We start from the raw sequence: 20,998 nt of genomic DNA, 5'->3' as shown, positions 1-20,998 counted from the left end.
CCGCGGGGAACGCCCCGAGGGCTAGAGCCCCGCCGCCCATCGAAAAAACAGTTCCAGGCCACCGGGAAACGCTATTTTCCCTCCCCCGTCGTGGCTGCCAGCATGAGGAAGGTGCCGCGGCGCGGCCGACTGCGGGAGCGCCCCCGCAGCACTCCATATCGATGGCGATAGGAACCCCATGAGCGAGTACCCGAGTCTCTCGGCGACCACGACGAAGATCATCACCTTCGAGCGTCGCCACATTCATCCGATCCCCGAGAATGAACGCCACGGGACCACCCGCGGGCTCTTCTTCGTCTGGCTTGGCATCAACATGCTGCCGCTGACCGTGGTGACGGGCGCGCTCGGCCCAACGCTGTTCGGCCTCTCCCTCGGGTGGACCATGGTCGCGGTGATCATCGGCAACGTCGTCGGCGGCATCGCCACCGCCCTCCATGCCTCTCAGGGACCGCAGCTCGGAATCCCGCAGATGCTGCAGGCCCGGGGCCAGTTCGGTTTCTACGGGGGCAGTCTGCTGTCGCTCGTCGCAGTGATCATGTTCCTCGGTTTCTTCGCCTCGAACCTCGTTGTCGCTTCCCAGAGCTTCGCGGCCATCTTCGATGGCCTCTCGGTGAACGTCGGAATCGTCGTGTGCGCCGTGGTCGCCCTCGTGGTCGCGATCTTCGGATACGATCTCGTGCGCAAGATGATGGGGATCTTCTCGGTGTTCATCGGCGTCCTCGTGGTGATCTCGATTTTTGTCTTGATCAGCAACCCGGCCACGTTCGATGTGGCGGGAGACGCCGAGCTCGGATACAACACGGCCGGTTTCTTCGGGATGCTCGCGGTGGGGGTCACCTGGCAGCTCGCCTACGCCCCGTATGTCTCCGACTACTCGCGCTACATGCCCAGGGGCAGCGGCTCCCGCGCCGCGTTCTGGGCCACCTTCCTCGGCCTCGTCGCTGGCACGGTCCTGGTCATGCTCCTCGGGGCGCTCGTGGGCCTCACCACTGCGGACGGCGATGCGATGGCCGCGCTCGGGAAGCTGCTGGGCGGGTTCGGCCCGCTCGTGCTCATCGGCTTCGGAGCCTCCTCCGCGGTCATCAACTCGGCGAACATCTACTCCGGGGTCATGTCCTCGCTCACCGTGCTCGAATCGTTCTCTGCGCGGATCAGGATCAACACGAGCAAGCGCGTCATCATGACCGTCGCGTACGCCCTCGTCGCACTGCTCGCCGCCGTGCTCGGCAAGGACAACTTCCTCCTGATCTTCAGCGACTTCGTCACGATCCTGCTGTACGTCCTGATCCCCTGGTCCGCGATCAACCTCGCCGACTACTTCATCCTCCGCAAGGGGCACTACCGGGTCGGCGACATGTTCGAACGCGACGGCGGCATGTACGGAAAATGGGATGCGATCGGCCTCACGAGCTATCTCGTCGGCCTGCTCGCGCAGGTCCCGTTCATGGTGACGACCATGTACACCGGCCCGCTCGCCGGACCGCTCGGCTTCGTCGACGTCGCTTGGATCGTGGGCTTCCTCGTCCCCGGTGTCGTCTACGTGCTGTGGAAGCGCAGCAGGGTGAACGCGGAGGCACTGGTATGAACGCGCCGAACACGATCGTGACCGGGGCACAGCTGTGGGCGCCGGAGCCGTCGAAGGACACCGCGCTCGCGATCCGCGACGGGCGCATCGTCGCCGTCGGAAGCGACGCCGAGATCCTCGCCCTCGCCGGGCCCGACACCGCGCGGATCGATGCGGCCGGTGCGGCGGTGCTTCCCGGATTCCATGACGCCCACATCCACGCGCAGGCGGGAGGGCTCGGGCTCCTCGGCTGCGATCTCGACGCCGCGCACTCCGTCGCCGGATACTCGGAGCTGATCAGCGACTTCGCCGCGACGAGCGATGCCGAATGGATCGTCGGCGCGGGCTGGTTCGGCGACGCGTTCCCCGGCGGGCTGCCCACGCGGGAGCTCCTCGACGAACTCATCCCGGACCGGCCGGCCGTCTTCACGAGTCACGACGCCCACGGCGTCTGGGTGAACACGCGGGCCCTCGAACTCGCCGGCGTCGACCGCGACACCGCGGACCCGCCGGCTGGCCGGATCGTGCGCGACGCGAACGGCGATGCCACCGGGATGCTGTTCGACACCGCGGGCGAGCTCGTGACCCGCCTCATTCCCCCGCACCGCGAGGCAGATCTGCGCGCGGCGCTGCTCGCGGCCCAGGATCGGCTGTTTTCGCTCGGAATCACGGCCTGGCACGACGCGATCCTCGGCGCCTACCTCACGCTCCCCGACTGTCTCCCCAGCTACCTCGACACCCTCGCGGACGGTTCACTCCGGGCACGCGTCACCGGATCGATGTGGTGGCCGCCATCGGCTGGCCCCGAATACCTCCCCGAGATGAGGGATCGGCTCCGCGCAGCGAGCGACGCCGGTTTCCCGGTGCGCAGCGTCAAGATCATGCAGGACGGGATCTGCGAGAACTGCACCGCAGCGCTCCTCGAGCCGTATCGCGGGGTGCATCCTGAGTCTCGCGGCGACTCCGTCATCTCCCCCGAGGACCTGAAAACGATCACCGCCGCGCTCGACGCCGAGGGCATCAGCGTGCACTTCCACGGCGTCGGCGACCGTGCCGTGCGCGAGTGCCTCGACGCCGTCGCCTACGCGCGCGAGCGAAACGGTGCCGGAAGCCGGCACCAGATCGCCCACCTCGACGTCGTGGACCCCGCCGACTTCGCGCGCTTCGCGCGACTCGGCGTCACCGCTAACCTGCAGGCGCTGTGGGCCCGGAACGACCAGGAGATCCTCGAACGGAAATTCCCGCTCCTTGGCGAGGACCGCGCGCGATTCCATTTCCCGTTCGGATCGCTGCACCGCTCGGGCGCGCACCTCGCGATGGGCAGCGACTGGCCCGTGACCAGCCCCGATCCTCTGTGGGGTCTCCACACCGCCTGCACCCGCACCGCGCCGACCGCCGACGTGCACGCGCTCAACGCCGAGTCGCGGGAACCTGCCCAGCCCGAGGAGCGCCTCGACGTCGCAACCGCCATCCGGGCCTACACGCTCGGCGCGGCCGAGGCGTCACGGGTGGCTGACACGGTGGGGAGCCTCGAGCCCGGCAAGTATGCCGACCTCGTGTTCCTCACCGGCCCCGTCGATGGCCCGCACAGTTTCGACCGGCTGCGCGTGGCGCGCACCGTCCTCGGGGGCGAGACGGTGTTTCTGCGGTAGAGCGCCCGCGTTCGGGCCCGCGTCTCAGGCCGCCGCGGGCCAGGGCAGCTGACGCCAGGGACTCTCGGCGTCGCTGAGGAGCCACGCCGTGGCCTGCTCGAAGGTCCGGTTCCCGCTTCGGGAGTGGGCGCGCAGGCCGTTCACGTACTGCTCACCGAAGGACTCCCAGCTGCCGAACGCGGTCGCCGCCCTCGCGCCGAGGTCCGCAGATGCGTCTTGCGCCTCCGCCAGTTGCAGGTATCCGGCGCTGCCGCTCCACCGCACGAGGTTCGCGACGCGACCCAGGTCAAACGCCAATTCAGCGGCAGAATCAGCGGAGAGCGCCCGGCCTCCTTCGCCGCCCGACCCCGTCTGCGCCTCGATCGCCTGCAGCCCGGCCGCGATCTGCTGCCGCGCCGACGCGGCGTCACGCACGCCCCAGTCCCTGGCGAGCGCGGCACGCAGATCGTTCTGCGGGAGCACGCATCCGTAACCGAAGTAGCACTGCTCTGCCGTCAGCGTCCGCTTCGCGCCGCGCGTCCGGTGCCATTCGCTGCGCGCATACATCGCCGCGAGCGCCGGACCGAACCGGAGCCGCGGATCCGACGGAATCTGCACGGTGGGAGCGCCAGGGGCCGCTGCGGCCACCCCCGCCCGCTTCTTTCGAATCTTCACCGCGCCGACGATCATGAGCACGCAAAGCAGGATCACGACGCCGAACACGGCGAGCACAATGGGGACCAGTTCGGGTGCCATGCTGGTTAGAGTACCAACGCTCCGGGTCGCGGGGCGATCGGATCTTTCGGGGCGGACCACGAGGCCCTGAGCCGGATGTCTGACAGCACGTGAATATGCGCCAGAATTGGATCATGATCAGCCGAATTCACGTCCTGACTCCGGCCCTCGCGGCGGTGGCCGCCGGACTGCTGCTCGCCGGCTGCGCTGCAGAACCGTCGACGCCGACGGGCACGCCGACAGACGCCCCGGGAACAGAAGTCGCTACGACCGAGCCGGTCGAGTCGCCCGCCAGCGAGACGACGGCCGAGCCTCAAGCAGGAACTTCACCGATCACATTCCCGGAGTGTGACGCAGCAAATCCGCTCGCCATTCAGGAGAGCGCCGAGTTTTACGCCTCGTGGGGCGAGGGGCTCACCGTCACAAATGGTCCGGCAGACAGAGGCGTGTTCAATCACCTTGCCGGGCCGAGCGCGCAAGCGGCACTGGAATCGGCGGCCACCGTGAGGGGATGCCGCTGGTACCTGTACATCCACGGAAACAACGTGACGCAGTACACCGCTGAACTCGGCGAGGCCGCTCGCGAAACCTTGATCCGGAGCCTGCGCGATTCCGACTACACCGAGTCTCGGCTGGGCGCCTCCACCGTGTTCAGCTACCAGACGGACGACCCGGAGAACTACCGAATGACGGGCCCAACCCAGATCCAATACATCTTCATCGAGAACGCGTGGATTGCCATCTTCGAGACCGGAAAATCGGACTACTCACAGTCTGCACTCGACACGCTTGTTGCGAGCAACCCAGGTCTCACCGGGTAACTAGGCTGGGCCATTCGGTGCGGAAGCGCGAACGGTGGCGAGATTGCGCGGGCGGGACTCCCCGCCGCGTGCTGGGCACGGGACGGTGAGACCTGCCCTACGCGCTGCCCAGGATCGCCTCGGGCTCCGAACCCGCTTCGACGCTATCGATACACTGGGGCCTCAAACTCCCGGCGGGCACTCCCCTCCATTCGAGCGCGAAGGAACATCGCATGACCTGGCATATCGATGCGCTCCTATCCCTCACTTTCGGGGCCGGTGTGGCAATCGCCGGGCTGCACGTGATCAACCGCAAGTTCATCGCGCCGATCTACGACGTGGTCCTGAACCTGATCGCATTCACCTCGGCGTGCACGGCCTCGACTCTGCTCGGGCAGCCGGTTTCCGCGGTGATCGCGGCCGGCGCAGTCCTCTGCTGGGTGTGGCTCGGGCGCCGCACCGCCCTGCACCTTCGGCAGCTACGGAAGACGGTGATTCGGGTGGAGTGAGGTGGTCCGGGGGAAAATCTGCCTTGCCCTCGCGCATTACTTGTTCGGCAGGGTTTGCTCGCGCCAAAGGCGAAACCAAATCACGCACCCCACGGAGCCATTCTGGACACTTCTCCGACAGTGCTGCCGAGGCATAAGCTACGTTTCAACCGTCAACGAGAATCAACCGCAAAAGCAGCCCTGAGAAGACCACACGGCCAGCTTCGTCCCGAGAGTCGTACCTATCTTCCACAACTGCCTGAACTCGGACCCGTTCAACGACTTTGGGAAACCCGGCTTCCTCACTGTAGCGAGCTTTGAGCAGCAAGCCATGGACCATGCTGAAGCATTTCCACTGAGCCCCGGGCTCCGAAGCGAACCGCTCGACAAAAGCAGGATCCAGGCCTCCAGTTGGAAGGAGACCCACCTTCTCGTACAGGAGCGCCCGCCCGTGAGCGGAAGAGGGATACCATCCGCTTTCCGGAACCCCGATGTGCCCGTGGTATCGCGAGTAATTATCAGGGGACCCCACAGCTATGACTGAAACTGGCGACGATATCTCACCCGAAACTACTTCGCCACTCAGCAGAAAGACCCCACCCGGCACATCGAGCACCCGATGCACGCCAAGACTTGCCTCACCAAGCCTGAGATCCACCACGTCCCCGGCCTCAGCCTCGGGCGGCGAGGCCCAACGCAGCTTCTTTACTTTTGCGCACTTCCGAATGACATCCGCATTACTCCGATAGAGCTTACGCCTGCGATTAATTGATGCTGCAAATGGAAAGACTGACGCGCTACCGGCCGTTTCGGTCTCCTCCTGCTGAGCAGCAACTGCATTGAGAAGTGCCTCGTCAAAGAGCTCCAAAGCGGCGCGCCTAGAGTAATACAGTGACAACTCTCGCTCCTAAGCAGCTTCTACGCCCGGATCAGGATATGAAAAGAACCCCCGCGATGTAGAAGCTACGCGGGGGTTCAGCAGCGGTGTAATACTCCGCTACGTGGCTCCGACCGGCATCGATCCGGTGACCTTTCGATTTTCAGTTTGATCAGGTGTTTTTCCGTACTGTATATATAGGCACGATCCGCAGAAACACGCGGTTTCAGTCGGTGCGTGTCAGTTGGTCTCAGTTGCTTTTCACGGAAAGAATGGCCCGACAATGGCCCAGACATTGATCAATCCGACCCAACGTTTCTCTACCCCAAAGGTCTACGAGCGTTCCCTGTCCCGCTCACTTAATACAAGGTGAGAACCCACGGATAGAATCCACATAGGCATAGCTTTTAATCAGAGGAGTTGAATGTACCCTTCGGTTGAAACAAGCGTTGGCGAGATCTTCAGCGCTCCCTGGAACATCACCAATGGGCGCGTAGTTCCAACTTCAGAAGATGTGGTCTTGAAGAACGGCGGCAAGAGGGTAACCGCCACATATCTTTACGCCGATCTAGCTGACTCAAGCAAGCTCGCGCAAACGCTCTTGCCTGAAACCACCGCAAAGATCATCCGATCATATGTCAATACGGCTGCCCGCATCCTTCGCCACTGCGGCGGAGAGATTCGCAGCTACGATGGCGATCGAGTCATGGCCATTTTTGTTGGCGAGAAGAAGAATCACAATGCAGTGAGGGCTGCACTAGGACTCGAGTGGGCAGTAGCCGAAGTAATCCGTCCCGCGATCAAGTCGACCTGGTCAGACGGGGACAATTTCTACAGGATCAATCATGCAGTGGGCATCGACACCGGAGAAGCACTGATCGTTCGTGGTGGCGTAAGAAATCACAATGATCTCATTTCAATAGGAGAAGCACCCAACGTTGCTGCCAAACTCAGTGAGATTCGTAGCGGCCAATCCACCTTCGTCACGGACCGTGTAAAAAATGAACTGGATGAAAACTTTCTCTATTACGACGGCAATAAGCGGATCTGGGATCGGGTCTACGGCATTAGCGTGGGCGGAAAATCACAAGGTGTTCATGGCACGACGGTCCAGTGGGCTATATAACAAGCTTCAAGGTCCAGACCAGCACTTCCCTCACGGACGCCAGCAACTCATCGATTTCCTATCCAATCCCAACACTCAGGAGGCATGATGTCCGCGAGGATGGACGAGTTCGAAGCAAAGCTGCAGGACATACTCAACACCCCTTGGGATGCGCAGGATGCTCGGGTAGTGCCAAAGACTCAGGACGTAAAGCAGAAAGACGGTGCCAAACGAGTCGAGGCTACTTACCTCTACGCGGATCTCGCAGACTCCACGCTGTTATCCAAGAAGTTCAAGGCGGAATTCGCCGCGCGTGTCATTCGTTCATACCTCCGTATCGCCGTCGACTGTATCCGTGCTAAAGGGGGCCACATCAGGAGTTTCGACGGCGATCGGGTAATGGGGATATTCATTGGCGACAGGCGACGCAACGACGCAGTAGAAGCTGCACTCAATATCCAGTGGGTTGTCGATAAATCGCTCAATCCCTTGATCAAAGCACGACTCGAAAAACAGTCTTTGTCTTGGCATGTCAGTCAACGATGCGGCATTGACGATGGAAGTACGTTCATCGTTCGAGGTGGGGCGAGAGACAACAGTGATCTCGTATCGATCGGATCTGCCCCGAATATCGCCGCGAAACTCAGCAGCATTCGCGGCGAATCCGGCAATGTCACCATTACTTCACGCATCTACAATTTCCTGTTTGATCACAACAAGACCGCCAAGAACGGCGAGTCCATGTGGAAGAAGCGCGGTGAGAGCGCAGTCGGCCCGCACATAGTCACTACCTATAGTTCAGGCTGGAGGAGAACGCCATGACAAACTCCGACGGGGTAGATGCAGCTTGGCGCATCCATCAAGCACAAACCGATTGGACGGGCAAGGTAGATGCCAAGGCATCATTCATCTTCGCAATAGCGTCAGCGTCCATGGCCACGGCGGTCGCTTTGTCAGTAAATGGGAGGGTGTTCCATGACATCTCTCATACTTGGCTGAAGATCGGATACTGGCTCGGCCTCGCCTGCCTCCTGGGCGGCGTTCTGTTGGCATCTCTTGTAGTCGTGCCACGCCTCCGCCGTTCGACCGCTTTGAAGAACGAGTCGAAGAACAATTTCATTTACTTCGGCCATTTGAGGCATTGGACTCCTGAAGAACTTGAAGTCGCTCTAAAGCAGAACGACATCCTTTCTGTTCTGTCGAGGCAGCTAGTAATCATGGCTGGTATCGCGTGGAAAAAACATCGTTGGGCGCAGTGGGCTCTGAGATTCACCCTACTTGGAGCCGGTATCGAGCTGGTCACTGCTTGGTGCTTAGTGCAACTCTAGGCTTCTTCTACTCCGGGCCGAGACTGCTGCGGCTCCCTATCAGAATGGTCATGGTCTCGGCATAGTCATCTCGGTTCTTGGGCCCTGCCTACGCGCCCCACGGCCTACTTCTGTTGGGGGTGCCCGCGTGCTTATCTGAGGATCATCAGTTGTTCGCTACCTCGATGGCAAGATTCAAGTAGGATTGAGTCATACTCGAAAGCGAGGCTCGATCATGCGCACCACGAAGCAACTCAGCATCACTCTCCCCAACAGCATGGCGGACGCCCTCAAAGAGCGCGTCGCCTCCGGCGCATACGCCAGCGAGAGCGAGGTCGTGCGTGATGGCTTGCGCGCACTGTTCGCGCGCGACGAAGCAGTCGAGAACTGGCTGCGCACCGAGGTCATCGCCTCTGTCGAAGAGTTGCGCGCCGATCCCTCGCGGGCCATTAGCTCAGAAGAGATGCGCGCCGAGCTCTCCCGTTGGCATGCCGAGCGCCTTGCAGACAGCTCGTCGTGACGCATCGGATCGTCTACTCACCGCGCGCCCATCAACATTTGCGCGCGATTTATGACCGGATCGCGGGCGAAGCTGGTCCGGAAATCGCACAGCGATTCGTGCTCTCGATCTATGACTACTGCGACGATCTGGCCGACTTCCCTCTCCGGGGTCGTGCTCGGGATGACCTGACGCCCGGGATGCGAGTGATCGGGTTCCGTCGGCGAGCGATGATCGCGTTCCTAGTCACCGACAATGAGGTTGAGATTCATGGCGTCTACTACGGTGGCAGCGACTACGAGGCTCTGATCCTCGACAGTCTCGACTGAGCACAGATTACATCCCGAGACCAGGATCATCACGTCGAGACTGCGCGGTCGAAGGTTCTCGGTTGGATGCGCCGTGCAACCGTCGTGCTCGGTCGACGGCGAGCTGCCGTGCTTGTTCCGCCGCTGCACGCTTCGTATCAATCAGCAGGGCGGCTTCCTCAGGCGGTGGGGCGCGCAGTTCCTCGGCTTCACGGCGAGCCTCTGTCGCCTGTGCGTGCGCGTCGCGGGCTTCACGTTCGGGGCGGATAAACCTCGCTCGTATCGGTTCGCGGCGCACCCGTTCGGCACCCAACTCCTGCGCGAGTAACGTGAGGCGTTCGCGGTCGCGACGGTCTTTGAGCGCCGCGTGCTCCGTCAGCGCAGCGGTGAGAGTGCGGGCGGTATCGAGCACGCGCGGGTCGTCCTCAGCGCGGCGCTCGGCGGCTGTCACCGCCCACTCGCTGAGCGCGTCGGCCTGGCGCGGCAGGCTGCCCCAGGCGTCACGCGCCCGCTTGCGCGCCGCGTGGGTGTGCTCGGTTGCGGCCTGGTGCTCCTGCCGTGCTCTGCGTCGTGCGAACCTGCCCACTGTCGCCAGGCGATCCGATGCGGTGTTCTCGTTGGCGACGGCGGCGAGGTATATTTTCGCCGTCCTCGACCGCCTGCGGCACCAACTCCGCGACGACCTCGGCGCGGGCCTGGGCTGCGCGAGTCTCGGCGGCGCGGATCGCCTCGGCGCTCTGCTCGTTCTCCGCCTTGTGCGCGGCGCGCTGCCGGTCGATACGTTCCGCAATCCGCTCCCACTTCTGCGCTCTTGCTTCGGCACGCTCGGCCTCGCGCAAGAGACGGACAACCTCATCGCTCACGAGCTTCACGGGGCCGTCCGCGACAAGGCCGCGCACCACCTCGGCTGCGCGCTCGGTCGCGTCGGCAAGGCCACGGTCTGCACGATCGCGTTCAATCGCCTCGATGAACTGTGCTCGTGCGTCGGCCATATCGTCAGCGACGACGTGCAGGGTGATTGTCTCGCGGCCTCGGGTCATGCCGACATAGACCGCCGCGCCGCCCATCTGCTCGCCGAGAACGGTGTGCGAGGCAGGCACGGTCACCCCTTGCGCTCCATATGCGGTCGCGGCATAGGACAGATGGGCGTGCTCGCGCACATACTCGGTAGGCAGATGGATCGAGTGCTCGCGCTTGCGGTCGCTATGTGCGTCACGCACCCACAGCGAGCCGTCCTGCTCGACGTGTTGCACGATCCACTGTTGCCGATTCGCCACCCCCAAGTCGGCACTGTTTCGTCGCGTTTGGATCAGGTCACCCCGCCCGATACTCAGACCGTCGCTGCCGCTCGCTGTGGTGGTGTCGTCGACGAGACTCAGGCGGGTGCGTTCGTCACGGATGCGGTCATTCAGCCGTGCGGCTTCGTCGTTGGATGCCACGGTGAGGGCTTCGCCGTCTCGTCTGCTGGTGGCGAGGCGTTCGCGCAGCTCGTCGGCATCGGCGTGCAGACGGATCAGCCCGAGTTCGCGCAGACGGTCGAACACTTGAGCGGGGTTGCGGCGGTCGCGCATCTGCACGGTGACTTTGGCGTATTCGGGGTTGGTGAAGCGGTGTATCTCGGCCATGTCGAAGGTGCGCCCTCGGAGTTGCGCGGCCGGGTCGAGTACGCCGCCTCTGCCGACTGCGGGCAGTTGCGCCCGGTCACCGACGAGCGCGAGCGTTGCGCCCGTCTCTGCGGCGACGGTGAACAGGGCGAGTGCGGTGTCTTGGTCGAGCATCCCCGCCTCGTCCACCACGATCCGCTCACCACGACGCAACCGTGCTGCTCGTGGCGGGCCTGTGTAGGTCGCGCCAGTCTCCGGGTCGGTGTCGCCTACGGCGAGGCGCGTCCATACGCCGTCAGCGTTCCACCGCCAGCCGTGCGCGTGAACGAGGGCGGCGACCGATTCGGCGGGCACGCCGAGTTCCTGGTGCGCGACCTCAGCAGCGCGCTTCGTCGGCGCAACCACCCGCACCGCGCCGCCTCGCTGTTCGGTGGCGCGGATCGCGGTGGCGAGCATGATGGTCTTGCCCGCACCTGCGGCACCCTCCACGATCACCAGCGGATCAGGCGAGGCGACCGCTGCGGCCGCGACGAGCTGGCCTATGTCGAGGCGCTGCCCGAGCGCGGGCGCGTGCTCACGCACATCAGCGTGCTCCGGCTCCTGCTCGGGTGTGCGTGCGGTGATGAGGTCGCGCAGCTCCGTCTCGACCTGCACCACCCGCAAACTCGTCAGGTGCGCGACCTGCTCCGGGGTAGCGGCGTCGGGTGGCAGGATCGAGAAGCAATCCTCGAGCGCGAGCGCCGTAGCAACCGCAATCAACTCGCGGAGTTCACCGGGGGTTGCGCGCACGCCTGCTTCGGTAATGATCCGGGTCGCGTGCTCTTGCACGGTGTGGCGAGTCCACGCTGACTCTGCGGCGGCGCACCGATCCAACGCGCGCGACGCGATCCGCTGCACCGAGAGTCCATCCGTCGATACCGGCGCACGCGCAGGCCTGCGCGTCAGGTGCTTGGGCTCGTAGCCGGCTTCGCGGAGCTCGGTCAGCCAGGCTTCTTCCTCCCGCAAGGTCGTGGGCTTCTTCGCGGGCCGCTCATACGCCCACGCCTGCGCCGTGAGCCGAGATGAGACGACCCGCCCCATCGTCTCGCCGGGGTGCGCCGTCTCCCATTCGGCTTCGAGCCGGGCCAGGTTCTTCCGCACCTGCTCGCCCCGCTTCGACATGAGCGCATTGAACGATTCAAGCTCGGCAACTTCGCCACTCACAGGGTCAAGGGTGAGGCCGTGCCGGTCGAGCACCGAGGCGAGCGCGGGGCTGGCGGCGATCACGGCGGTACCGAGGGCACGGATCGCGCCTTGCTGACGGAACAGGGCAGCGGTGTCCAGCCCGCGCCACTTCCCGGCCGCGAAGACGCGGGTGCCGATCTGCATGTGGATATGCCGGTGCGGGTCACCGGCCCGGCTCGTGCGGTGGGTAATGCCGACGAGCTGCATGTGCTCGACCGGCACGACCTCTTGCTTACCTCGTGGGCCGACACGAGTCACGGAGTGCTGCGCGAGCCACCGCTGAATCTCCGCCAGTGCGTCTTGCTGCGCCGCGTCCAAAGCGTTGGAGACCTCGGGATGCAGGGCGGCAGCGATCGACAGCGACTTGGGCGTGTTGATGACCATTTCCGCGAACCGGGGCGACCCCTGCCGATCCGACCCCGCCAGACGGGGCTTTCCCATCTGCTCGCCGGTATCAGGATTAATCCAATCCACCCAGCCCGCGTATTCATCGGCTGTCAGCGCGCGCGCTCACAGCTTCGCCCGTGGCGTCGAGCACCGTGTACTGAACCCCGGTGCTGTCGGACAGGTAGTAGTCGTCAGCACGCGAGCGGTCGGCCTCGACATAGCGCAGCACATCCGCTCCGGTGCCCCGGAACAAGATCACACCGCCCTGCACCGTGACCACCTCCATGCAATCATGTTCTTGCAACTACATACGGTAACATACGTACATTCAAATCAACAGGTCTTTTTGGGATGCAGGGGATTCAATCGGCAAAGTCGGCTTTACGCTGCCAGAGAGGGAAGACCTAGAGATTTGGGGGTTGTTTGCTCGGTCGAGTGACGTAGGCTTCAAGAAGCTCTCGTTCACTCATCCCGCTATAGCGCGCAATACTACGTTCCGGGTCGACGTCAAAGATCAACGGCTCTTCATCAAAGAGCAGTGGCTTAATTTGAGTGAGACCGCCGACGACCTCGCGATCAAGACGATGTGCGTTCTGAGACGGAATCTTCAAACCATGTCCGACCCGGTTCGGCCACACTTGCTTCAGGAACCCTTTCGACTTCTTTCGCAGTGAGGACGCCACGGTCGTCGCCGACACAAAGTCACCATCCTTCGGGAGGACAGCAACGATGAACAGGCGGTCAAGGCCCCATGAAACAAGGTGGGCCCCGCCAGATTCTTCTACAGGCCATAGAGCATGATGACCAGCGGCATGAATAGAGAACCAATCAGTAAATCCCATGAATATATAGACTCCTGTAGGCGGAAGTCGAGTCTCGAAAAACTCAATGAAAGATGCAGCAGGATACGCTCCGATATCTCGCTTTCCCCATGTGGTCATCAATGCCGCCCGAGTTACTGAACGCATAACTGATAGAACCTCGCCCGCCGGAATCTCCTGGGTATTGAAGCGAGCGAGATTCAGCATCCGCGCCATTGCAGCTTCGTCAATTTCCCTCAACCAGCCGTTATTGCATTCAGCACATATGCCTCCGTACTGAACGTCGAGTTGACATCTACTGCTGCCAGATGGTTCACCAACGATGCCTTTTACTGCGGTTGTCGAGACCACTTCCGGTACAAGGTGGAGATATGGTTTCCAAGACTTTGGAATCCTGTGCTCCTTGGTCTTCTTCTGTCGTGACCCGCAGAATGGGCAGGAGGCATCGGGCATTCTCAAGGCCCTAGCTCATCGTCGGCACGAGGGACCGTAAATCCGTGGCATAGGAATAGTCCACTATTTCCCCGTTAGTAATGAGCTCGATAGCCTGCCGGATCACATGCAGCGGAACCTCAAACCACTCAGTAACGTTGTAGGAGCGCCCATCCGTACCAGTCTGGTTGATTCTCAGACGCGCCCCAGCAAACACTCGATGCAGCAGGTGTTCAAGCGCTGAGGTCTTCATGTTGTAGGTTCGGTAGGTTTCAACGATCTCGACTGGAGCCATAAGATAGGTTGGCTCGTTCTTCGCGTTCGCGATGCGCTTCTCCACCGGGGTTGTAGAGAATCCGATTTTGTAGAGGTTCTTTCGCATGGAAATCTGGGGGTCATCACTCAGAGAGCGCAGAACGTAAACCCAACCCGTTGCAACATCATCTGCCAGCAACTCTTCATACGAGACTGGCACAACTTCATAACCACCGTCACCTTCACCGAAGCGAATGTTCAGTGATTGTCGATACATAGCTGATTCGGTGCCATTCTCGAAGATCAGTCGTAGCCGCTCACGCCTGTTCTCTCGAACGGTTGTCTTCTTGTACTCCGGTTCGCGAACTTCAGCGACGAACATCATCATGCCGTTCAGAACGAAGAAAGCACCTTCGCGGATCGTCTGTCCTCCACGGAACGGAATCAGCCTCGCAGCGCCCTCGGCGAGCTCGGCGTGCTTCTGCTTGAATAGTGGCTCGAACTGGTCAAAGTCTTCGCATTTCTCGCGCTGAGCGCCCTGCCCAGTCTCGGAGTGCGTTCGGCGGTCAACGGGCAGCGCAGCAACATCGTGAAGACCGCTCGGATCATCGAGCAACCCGAGCCCGTCACCAATGCTGTCCAAGCTCAGCAGATCTTCAAGCGATGCCGGCGCCTCAGGTTCATCAAGCAGTCCGAGCTCGTCTAGGTCCCGCAGCAGCTCGACCTTCTCCGGGTTGCCCCGGATACCCTCGAGCCTGGCCCCAAGCTTGCGTTCTGCGATTTCGCGCGTGGTTGCGCTGGGCTCCCGCCCATGTTCACGCACGAACTCGAGGATCTCCACGAAAGATCGCTCGAGCCTGTCGGTAGAGGTGATCTTCTTAGGCTTCTCGGGCGCGTTCAGTAGCGCATCCTCGGTGTCGAAGATGGCCTGGAGATTATCGAACGAGACGATGTCTACGTTCAACGGTTTGTCGTTCATAGCAGTTGCCCTTCCGCCTCACGCGCAGCCTTCTGGGCTGCAGCTTCAGCCTTCTTGCGCTGCAACCACACCAGCACCTCGGCATATCGCTTCTCGATCGGATCTTCGCTCCGAATATTGGGCGCACGACCCTCAACCTTGTTGAACTGCTGAATCTTCGGCCACGTCGCAAGCGCTTCCTGCTCCGTGATCTCGACTTTCGTCGCCGCAATCGCGTCCTGCACCACACGCAACACCGACGCGGTTACGGACTTCGACAGCACCTCGAACGCGCGTTGGAACGGGTTTACCTTGTCAATTAGGTTGATGTTCAGATCGGTGACTTTCACCCAACGGTGCTGCATCTTCACGAAGCGGTCATCACCAACGGTCTTCACCTCACCGTTCTTGATCACCGAGTCAACAATGACCTGCTGGCGGAGCTCCTCGACCTGCGTCTCATTCAGATCAGGGTAGCGCTCACGAATGATCTTCGGGATCAGCACCTTGTTCGAGACCTCAGGATCAAGCCCGCCGCTTGCGGCTTTCGCGAAGGAGTCATCCTGCAGAATCGTCGCCTTCAGATCGTTCAGGTCGGTGTCGATGATCTGTTTCACGCGCGGCGATGACGGCTCCTTGAATCCCTCAATCCGCAGCTCGCCGGGCTTTGGCGCGTCGTCGTTGCCTTTCTTCGCTCTAAACGTGAAATTCTCGGCCAGCACCTGCTCCATCAGCAGCGACGCAGTGATCGCCTTCAGCATGTTGTTCACCGCAAGCGTCACATCATCAGTGGTCGCATCCGGCTGAGCGATGAGGTTCGTGAACTGGGCGTGAGGCTTCCCCTCGCTATCCCGCGTCACACGCCCAATGATCTGAATCACCTCGGTCAAGGACGCTCGGTATCCGACAGTGAGGGCATGTTCTGCGAACGGCCAGTCAAACCCTTCCTTGGCCATCCCGAGCGCGATGATGATGTCGACAGCGTCACGGTTTTTCGACGCAATCTGAGTGAGGTAGGCAAGGGTTTGGCTGCGTTTGAAGGCGTCGGTGTCATCGACGAGGTCGGCGACCCGTAGCGCCTCGCCGGTGTCGCGCCTGCGAATGGTCATGACGCCAGTTTCGGGATCTGTATATTCCCAATCGCCGATCGCTTCGATGACCCGCCCGACTTCCTCGATCTTGTCTTTCGTGGACTCGCCGCTGTTCACGTTCGGGATGTGCAGGATCGTCTTCTTATTGAGATCCAGCACCTCATCAAGCACGTCGTACCAGCGCCCCTGGTAGAAGTGATGCCCGATGCCGAGCGACTTCAGGTGACGGTAGCCGTTCAACTGGTCGTAGTAGTTGAACGTGACCGGAGTGAACATGCTCTCAACTTCGGGCCGCAGCACCGGCACGCTGTCACCGCGGAAGTACGAACCGGTCATCGCGACGATATGCACGTCAGACTCAGCCATCACATCGGCAAGCAGCGCACCCAGTCTGCTCGATTCGGTATCTGCGGAGACATGGTGGAACTCGTCAATGGCGAGCACCGTGTCGTTGAAGTCAGCAGGAGACAGCTTCTCAAAGGCGAAGCGGAGCGTCGCGTGCGTACAGACGAGCACAGCATCGTTGCTGTGTATGAACCGGATAAACTGCTCTACCTTGCTAGCCGAAGTACCACCCGGAGTGCAGAGATTGTTCTCTGGCTTCACTTCCCAGTCAGCCCAGAACCCATGCTCAGTGAGCTTCGTCGTCGCGAACGACTGCCCGATGGATCGCTCCGGCACCGCCACGATCACTTTCTTGAGGCCCTGCTCATAGAGTTTGTCGAGCCCCACGAACATGAGCGCACGTGACTTGCCTGAAGCAGGTGGCGCTTTCACGAGCAGGTACTTCGCGCCGCGCTGCGCAAACACGCGTTGCTGCATCTCACGCATCCCGAGCTCATCGGTATTCACGCTTGCGCCAGTCTGCGCGTAGTGCACGTCGATCAGGTTACCGAGTGGGTTCGCCGCATGTTTCGGGGAGCGTCGCTGGTTCATTTCTTGCCCTCGGCTTCTGTCATCTTGGCGTACATCTCAAACAGCAACGACAGCCGTTCCTCATCGCTCGAGAACTCACGTTTGCGGTAGATCGAATCAACAAGCTCATCGAGCTCTTGATGAGCACGCCGCAGGTTCTCTGGCATTTTGTCGGGATCGTAAAGATCGGCGAGAGTGAGCTCGGAATGATACTCACGAACGTCAAGCACCCGTAGTGCACGCTCAGTCAGCTGCTCTTTCGCCGTGTCTGAGAGCGGTGGCACTGGGAAGTTGTTGTAGACGATCGTGTTTGAGTAGCGGTAGTCGGTCTTCAGCTTCCCACCGACGGCACGGGTCCAGACCATGTGCATCCGCGATGTCAACAACGCGAACACCCATGGTTCCGCGTCGTAAGCGGCATTCGCCGAGTTTGAGATCACGGTCTGCGGGTCGAGGTACCCGATCGGAATATACTCGCGCCGTTCGGATGAGGTCGCCGGAACGATAATCGAGTTCGAGTCCTGGTGAGCAAAGAAATAGAATCTGTGCGGCGTGGCTGCCAGCGCTCGGGTAGACTTCTCGGAGCTCTTTGCGCGATGTGCAGTGACTCCTTCTAGGCGTCTGCGCAGCGGCTCTATCACTCGTGCATTCCGCACCTCATCATCAGGAATCACAAGGCAATAGCGGGTCTTCCCCTTGATGAACTCTTCTGAACCGCTGAAGTAACGGATGTACTTTTGCGCCTCCGGATACTCCGCGAGTAATGTTGCCCGTTCGGTTTCAGAGAGGATCAGGTTCCCTTTGTCGTTTGGCATTGATCCAAACCCAAGTTTCGGGAGAACGACTGAGATTGGTGAGCTCCGTCGGCCGATCCAAGCGTTGGGGCCCTCTGCAAGATATGGGTTAATCCGTGAAACACTGTGGCTTAAATCTTCGGCAAAAAGAAACTTGGGGCCGGTTTGTGATCCCCGAAGGTTGATAACAACACAAGTAACCCCTGCGGCGCCCTTTGCTGAGTTTGACCATTTGAAGGAGGTGTAGGCGTATCCAATTTCCAGGTCACTACCAAGTACACTCGGCCAGAGCAGACTGACTTGCTCACCTTGAACCACTGAATTGGTTGAAACGAAAGCAAGCTCGGCGCGAGAGTTTCGGATGTATTCGGCTCCCTTAATGAACCATGCGCTGACATAGTCCAGGCTCTTGAAATTTGGGGTAACCGATTTCAGGTCTTCTTTGTGTTCTGGCTTCTGGTTTCGGCTACCCAAATAAGGGGGATTCCCGATGAGATAGATTTCGGTTTTACCGTCGTTCTCACAGACGCTGTTCCAGTCCAGGCGTATTGCGTTTCCCTGCTTAACTTGACCCATTTCACGTAGCGGAATCAGGGGGATATCGGTACCGAACTTCTGACGGAACTCGACGTTCATCTGATGCTTTGCGATCCACAGCGAAAGGATAGCTACTTCGACGGCGAAATCATCGATCTCGATGCCGTAGAAGTTCTCGATGTTGACCTGAGAGCCAAGCAAACCCAACGTATATTTCTCGCCTAGAAGCTCCTGCATCTGCTCGAGGATCGCATGCTCAAGCTTACGGAGCTCCTTGTACGCAATAATGAGGAAATTGCCGGAGCCACAAGCAGGGTCGAAAACCCTAATCTGCGCAATCCGGTTCAGAAGCACGACGAGCTTTTTCTCGTTATAAACGTTGGCGTCAAACTCATCTCGGAGTTCTTCTAGGAACAGGGGCTCGATCGTTTTCAAGATGTTCGGTACCGACGTATAGTGCTGCCCGAGGTTCGACCGCTGACCAGGCGTGACAATAGCTTGGAACATCGACCCGAAAATATCAGGGTTGATTTCGCTCCAGTTGAGCTTGCCGCTCTCAATCAGGTAATCACGAGCCTTCTTATTAAAGACCGGCACCGCTTGATCGGACTTCACCGTAAAAAGGTGCCCGTTGACGTAAGGGAACGCAGAGACGTAACTCTTCTTATCGCCTGAGCGCTCGGTATCGAGAGCAACGAACAAGTCGGTGAGGAAATCGTCGAGGTCAGATCCGTCGGTCTGTGTAAGGCTTTCAATGGCCTGAGTGAACTGTCCTTCGCTAAAGATGCCAGTGTCTTCAGCGAAGAAGCAGAACAGTAGCCGGGTGAAGAAGATGTTGAGTGAGCGCCTGCTGAGCAGCGTTTGGTTGGCTTCTGGGTTGAGCTTGATTAGCTCGTCGAAGAGCTTCGCCATACGTTCGGCGGCTTTCACATCCGCATGTGCCTCGGCGGTGTACTGAGCTTTCTCCATCCCAGCCCAGGGCAAGAAGAACGTAAAGTGCTCGGCGATCTCACTGATCGGAGTTGTGAGCGTGTCCCCGGTCTTGGTGTCCTTGGCAAGAAGCGTTTCGTAGTCGGTGACAATCACAAAGCGCGTGTTGTAGCGAACGACCGCAGGTGAAACACTGAGTTCTTCGATGACTTCGAGATGAGCTTCTTCGGAACCCTCGGGAACCTCTTTAAAGTAGAGGACTCCCTTCTGAGCCACTTCAGTTGAGGGATCGACCGCAACATTGAGTGAGCTCGCTGTAGTGGAGCGCAGCCGGGTGAGGTTGCCTTTGCTTCGGCCATACGCGAACAGCAGCTCGAAGATGAAGTCACGATCAAACGTCGAGCGGTCGGCAACAACCTGCACCCGCGCTTCGATCTCCTTGAGCGTAAGCCGCATCTGTCCTCCTCATATTGCGCCATCACAGCGACAATGGCTCCACTCAAAACTACCGTGACCCTACGACAGCGCAGATTTCTCTTGCGGATCACAGCCAGGCATTGCCTACCCTGCACGCCCGCGGCGACCGGGTGGGAGAAGGCCGCGGCTGCGGGCCTTGGCTACCCATCCCTGCGCGGTGCTGAGTGCGACACCGCTGATGTCGGCCATTGTCGCTGACGGGTTCTCGTCGCCCTGCCCCGAGAGCTTGCCGTGCTGCAACGCGACGAGTTCATAGAAGTCGGGCACCTGCTTCGGGTTGCCGAGCGGCTTCAAGAGGTCGCGGTCGCTGACCTTGCGGCCGCTTGGGAGCACGATCTTGTTGCCGGTGACGGTAGCGACGCGCTTCATCGCGAAGAGGCGTTTGTTGATCGCGGCCTCGATCTTCGCAGTGGGCAGCTCGCGCAGGAGGTGGCTGGTGATGGGGTCGCCCGGCCGCCATGGTAGGTAGATCACGCCCGTGATGCGCACTTCCTCGGGAGTAGCGTAGAGCTGCCGCTGCAACCGGATCATCACCCGTGTCGCCGTACCCTCGTGCTCGATGTACCGCCAGCGACCGTCGGCGGTTTCGTTCTGCTCAGACTCGTTGTCGCCCACGCCCTGGTCGTCGTAGCCGAGCACACGGTCTATCTCGTCGCTCGCATCGTCAGGGCGCTCGCCCGGAAAGCGAGAAGCGAGATGCCAGCCCGCAGGCAGGTCAGCCTGCGTGAGCAGCCCGTCTGCGCTCTGATCCCCCGGCCGGGACGTGGGTAGTGCCATGCGCACGATTCTATCGGAAACACGCGTTATCTCATGTAGTTGCGGTTACACGTTGTTTGTGTTCTAATATCAGGTACTCGCAAAAACGCTAGATATGCCAGTGTTCACCCACACCCAATGAGAGGAAAGGGCATGACCGAGGCGACGACCAAGATGGACTACCTCACGCGCGCTGAGGCCGCCGCCCGATGCCGGGTTCCGCTGCCGACTTTCGACAAGCTGCGCCGCGAGGGGTTGATACCTGCGCCGGATGCCGAGGTGGGCAAGCACAAGCTCTGGCGCGCGGACACGATCGACGAGTTTCTTGAAGTCGGCGGAACGAGACGCTGATGGCTGGTCGACCGTCGAACTCTTCCCCGTGGCGTATCGACCCGAAGACAGGTCGACCGCTGCCTGAGGGGATACGGTGGCGCGCGGATCGCAACCGGTATCAGATTCGGGTGACGGTCACCGATCTGGCGGGGACCAAGCAGCATCTCTCA

At 60.9% G+C, this 20,998-nt stretch carries 20 protein-coding genes; 10 read left to right on the top strand and 10 right to left on the bottom strand.

Annotated elements, in window-relative coordinates:
• Positions 1-178: 178 nt before the first annotated feature.
• Both JD292_RS00750 and JD292_RS00745 read left to right on the top strand, forming a co-directional pair.
• Positions 179-1,585: a purine-cytosine permease family protein gene (locus JD292_RS00750; protein ID WP_200130820.1), complete on the top strand. Its 1,407-nt coding sequence runs from the start codon at positions 179-181 to the stop codon at positions 1,583-1,585.
• On the top strand, positions 1,582-3,216 hold the full coding sequence (locus JD292_RS00745; RefSeq protein ID WP_200130819.1) for an amidohydrolase: 1,635 nt from the start codon (positions 1,582-1,584) through the stop codon (positions 3,214-3,216). Before JD292_RS00750 ends, JD292_RS00745 begins: the two co-directional genes overlap by 4 nt.
• A 24-nt stretch (positions 3,217-3,240) precedes the next feature.
• Here JD292_RS00745 and JD292_RS00740 read toward each other — a convergent pair whose 3' ends face one another.
• Positions 3,241-3,951, bottom strand: a complete 711-nt coding sequence (locus tag JD292_RS00740; RefSeq protein WP_200130818.1) for a DUF1266 domain-containing protein — start codon at positions 3,949-3,951, stop codon at positions 3,241-3,243.
• 113 nt (positions 3,952-4,064) lie between these two features.
• Between JD292_RS00740 and JD292_RS00735 the strand changes: the two genes are divergently transcribed.
• Positions 4,065-4,751 (top strand): hypothetical protein, encoded by a 687-nt coding sequence (locus tag JD292_RS00735; RefSeq protein WP_200130817.1) that lies wholly within the window; start codon positions 4,065-4,067, stop codon positions 4,749-4,751.
• Positions 4,752-4,963: 212 nt separating this feature from the next.
• Positions 4,964-5,239, top strand: coding sequence for a hypothetical protein (locus JD292_RS00730; protein WP_200130816.1), 276 nt, complete (start codon positions 4,964-4,966; stop codon positions 5,237-5,239).
• 145 nt (positions 5,240-5,384) lie between these two features.
• On the opposite strand, the gene JD292_RS00725 is transcribed toward JD292_RS00730, so the two are convergent.
• Complete coding sequence (locus tag JD292_RS00725) at positions 5,385-6,116, bottom strand: hypothetical protein (RefSeq protein ID WP_200130815.1); 732 nt, start codon at positions 6,114-6,116, stop codon at positions 5,385-5,387.
• A gap of 403 nt (positions 6,117-6,519) precedes the next feature.
• Here JD292_RS00725 and JD292_RS00720 point away from each other — a divergent pair, with 403 nt between their 5' ends.
• The 5 genes from JD292_RS00720 (at position 6,520) to JD292_RS00700 (ending at position 9,335) form a co-directional block, all read left to right on the top strand.
• Positions 6,520-7,221: an adenylate/guanylate cyclase domain-containing protein gene (locus JD292_RS00720; RefSeq protein ID WP_200130814.1), complete on the top strand. Its 702-nt coding sequence runs from the start codon at positions 6,520-6,522 to the stop codon at positions 7,219-7,221.
• A gap of 99 nt (positions 7,222-7,320) precedes the next feature.
• Positions 7,321-8,022: an adenylate/guanylate cyclase domain-containing protein gene (locus JD292_RS00715; RefSeq protein ID WP_200130813.1), complete on the top strand. Its 702-nt coding sequence runs from the start codon at positions 7,321-7,323 to the stop codon at positions 8,020-8,022.
• Positions 8,019-8,528, top strand: a complete 510-nt coding sequence (locus JD292_RS00710; protein ID WP_200130812.1) for a Pycsar system effector family protein — start codon at positions 8,019-8,021, stop codon at positions 8,526-8,528. Before JD292_RS00715 ends, JD292_RS00710 begins: the two co-directional genes overlap by 4 nt.
• A gap of 214 nt (positions 8,529-8,742) precedes the next feature.
• Positions 8,743-9,027 (top strand): ribbon-helix-helix domain-containing protein, encoded by a 285-nt coding sequence (locus JD292_RS00705; RefSeq protein WP_200130811.1) that lies wholly within the window; start codon positions 8,743-8,745, stop codon positions 9,025-9,027.
• On the top strand, positions 9,024-9,335 hold the full coding sequence (locus tag JD292_RS00700) for a type II toxin-antitoxin system RelE/ParE family toxin (RefSeq protein ID WP_200130810.1): 312 nt from the start codon (positions 9,024-9,026) through the stop codon (positions 9,333-9,335). The genes JD292_RS00705 and JD292_RS00700 overlap by 4 nt, the downstream gene beginning before the upstream one ends.
• A gap of 7 nt (positions 9,336-9,342) precedes the next feature.
• Here JD292_RS00700 and JD292_RS12070 read toward each other — a convergent pair whose 3' ends face one another.
• The 8 genes from JD292_RS12070 to JD292_RS00670 form a co-directional block, all read right to left on the bottom strand.
• Positions 9,343-9,726, bottom strand: coding sequence for a hypothetical protein (locus JD292_RS12070; protein WP_233613116.1), 384 nt, complete (start codon positions 9,724-9,726; stop codon positions 9,343-9,345).
• Positions 9,727-9,814: 88 nt separating this feature from the next.
• Positions 9,815-12,583 (bottom strand): MobF family relaxase, encoded by a 2,769-nt coding sequence (gene mobF / locus JD292_RS00695; RefSeq protein WP_233613171.1) that lies wholly within the window; start codon positions 12,581-12,583, stop codon positions 9,815-9,817.
• Positions 12,584-12,629: 46 nt separating this feature from the next.
• The gene (locus tag JD292_RS12065) at positions 12,630-12,815 is read right to left on the bottom strand and encodes a hypothetical protein (RefSeq protein WP_233613114.1); all 186 of its coding nucleotides are present in this window, start codon (positions 12,813-12,815) and stop codon (positions 12,630-12,632) included.
• Between the two features lie 118 nt (positions 12,816-12,933).
• Entirely contained in the window at positions 12,934-13,566 is a 633-nt protein-coding gene (locus JD292_RS00690; RefSeq protein ID WP_200130809.1) for a hypothetical protein, read from the bottom strand.
• Between the two features lie 247 nt (positions 13,567-13,813).
• Positions 13,814-15,016: a GIY-YIG nuclease family protein gene (locus JD292_RS00685; RefSeq protein ID WP_200130808.1), complete on the bottom strand. Its 1,203-nt coding sequence runs from the start codon at positions 15,014-15,016 to the stop codon at positions 13,814-13,816.
• A complete protein-coding gene (locus JD292_RS00680) occupies positions 15,013-17,022 on the bottom strand; it encodes a DEAD/DEAH box helicase (protein ID WP_200130807.1) in 2,010 nt (669 codons plus the stop codon). The genes JD292_RS00685 and JD292_RS00680 overlap by 4 nt, the downstream gene beginning before the upstream one ends.
• Entirely contained in the window at positions 17,019-19,718 is a 2,700-nt protein-coding gene (locus JD292_RS00675; protein WP_200130806.1) for a class I SAM-dependent DNA methyltransferase, read from the bottom strand. Before JD292_RS00675 ends, JD292_RS00680 begins: the two co-directional genes overlap by 4 nt.
• A gap of 105 nt (positions 19,719-19,823) precedes the next feature.
• A complete protein-coding gene (locus JD292_RS00670) occupies positions 19,824-20,516 on the bottom strand; it encodes a hypothetical protein (protein ID WP_200130805.1) in 693 nt (230 codons plus the stop codon).
• A 132-nt stretch (positions 20,517-20,648) separates the two neighbouring features.
• Between JD292_RS00670 and JD292_RS00665 the strand changes: the two genes are divergently transcribed.
• Positions 20,649-20,846 (top strand): helix-turn-helix domain-containing protein, encoded by a 198-nt coding sequence (locus tag JD292_RS00665; RefSeq protein ID WP_200130804.1) that lies wholly within the window; start codon positions 20,649-20,651, stop codon positions 20,844-20,846.
• The last annotated feature ends 152 nt before the right edge of the window (positions 20,847-20,998 follow it).

This window comes from Leucobacter edaphi, from assembly GCF_016522535.1.
GTDB classification, from domain to species: Bacteria; Actinomycetota; Actinomycetes; order Actinomycetales; family Microbacteriaceae; genus Leucobacter; species Leucobacter edaphi.
This window is presented reverse-complemented; position numbering and strand designations above follow the sequence as displayed.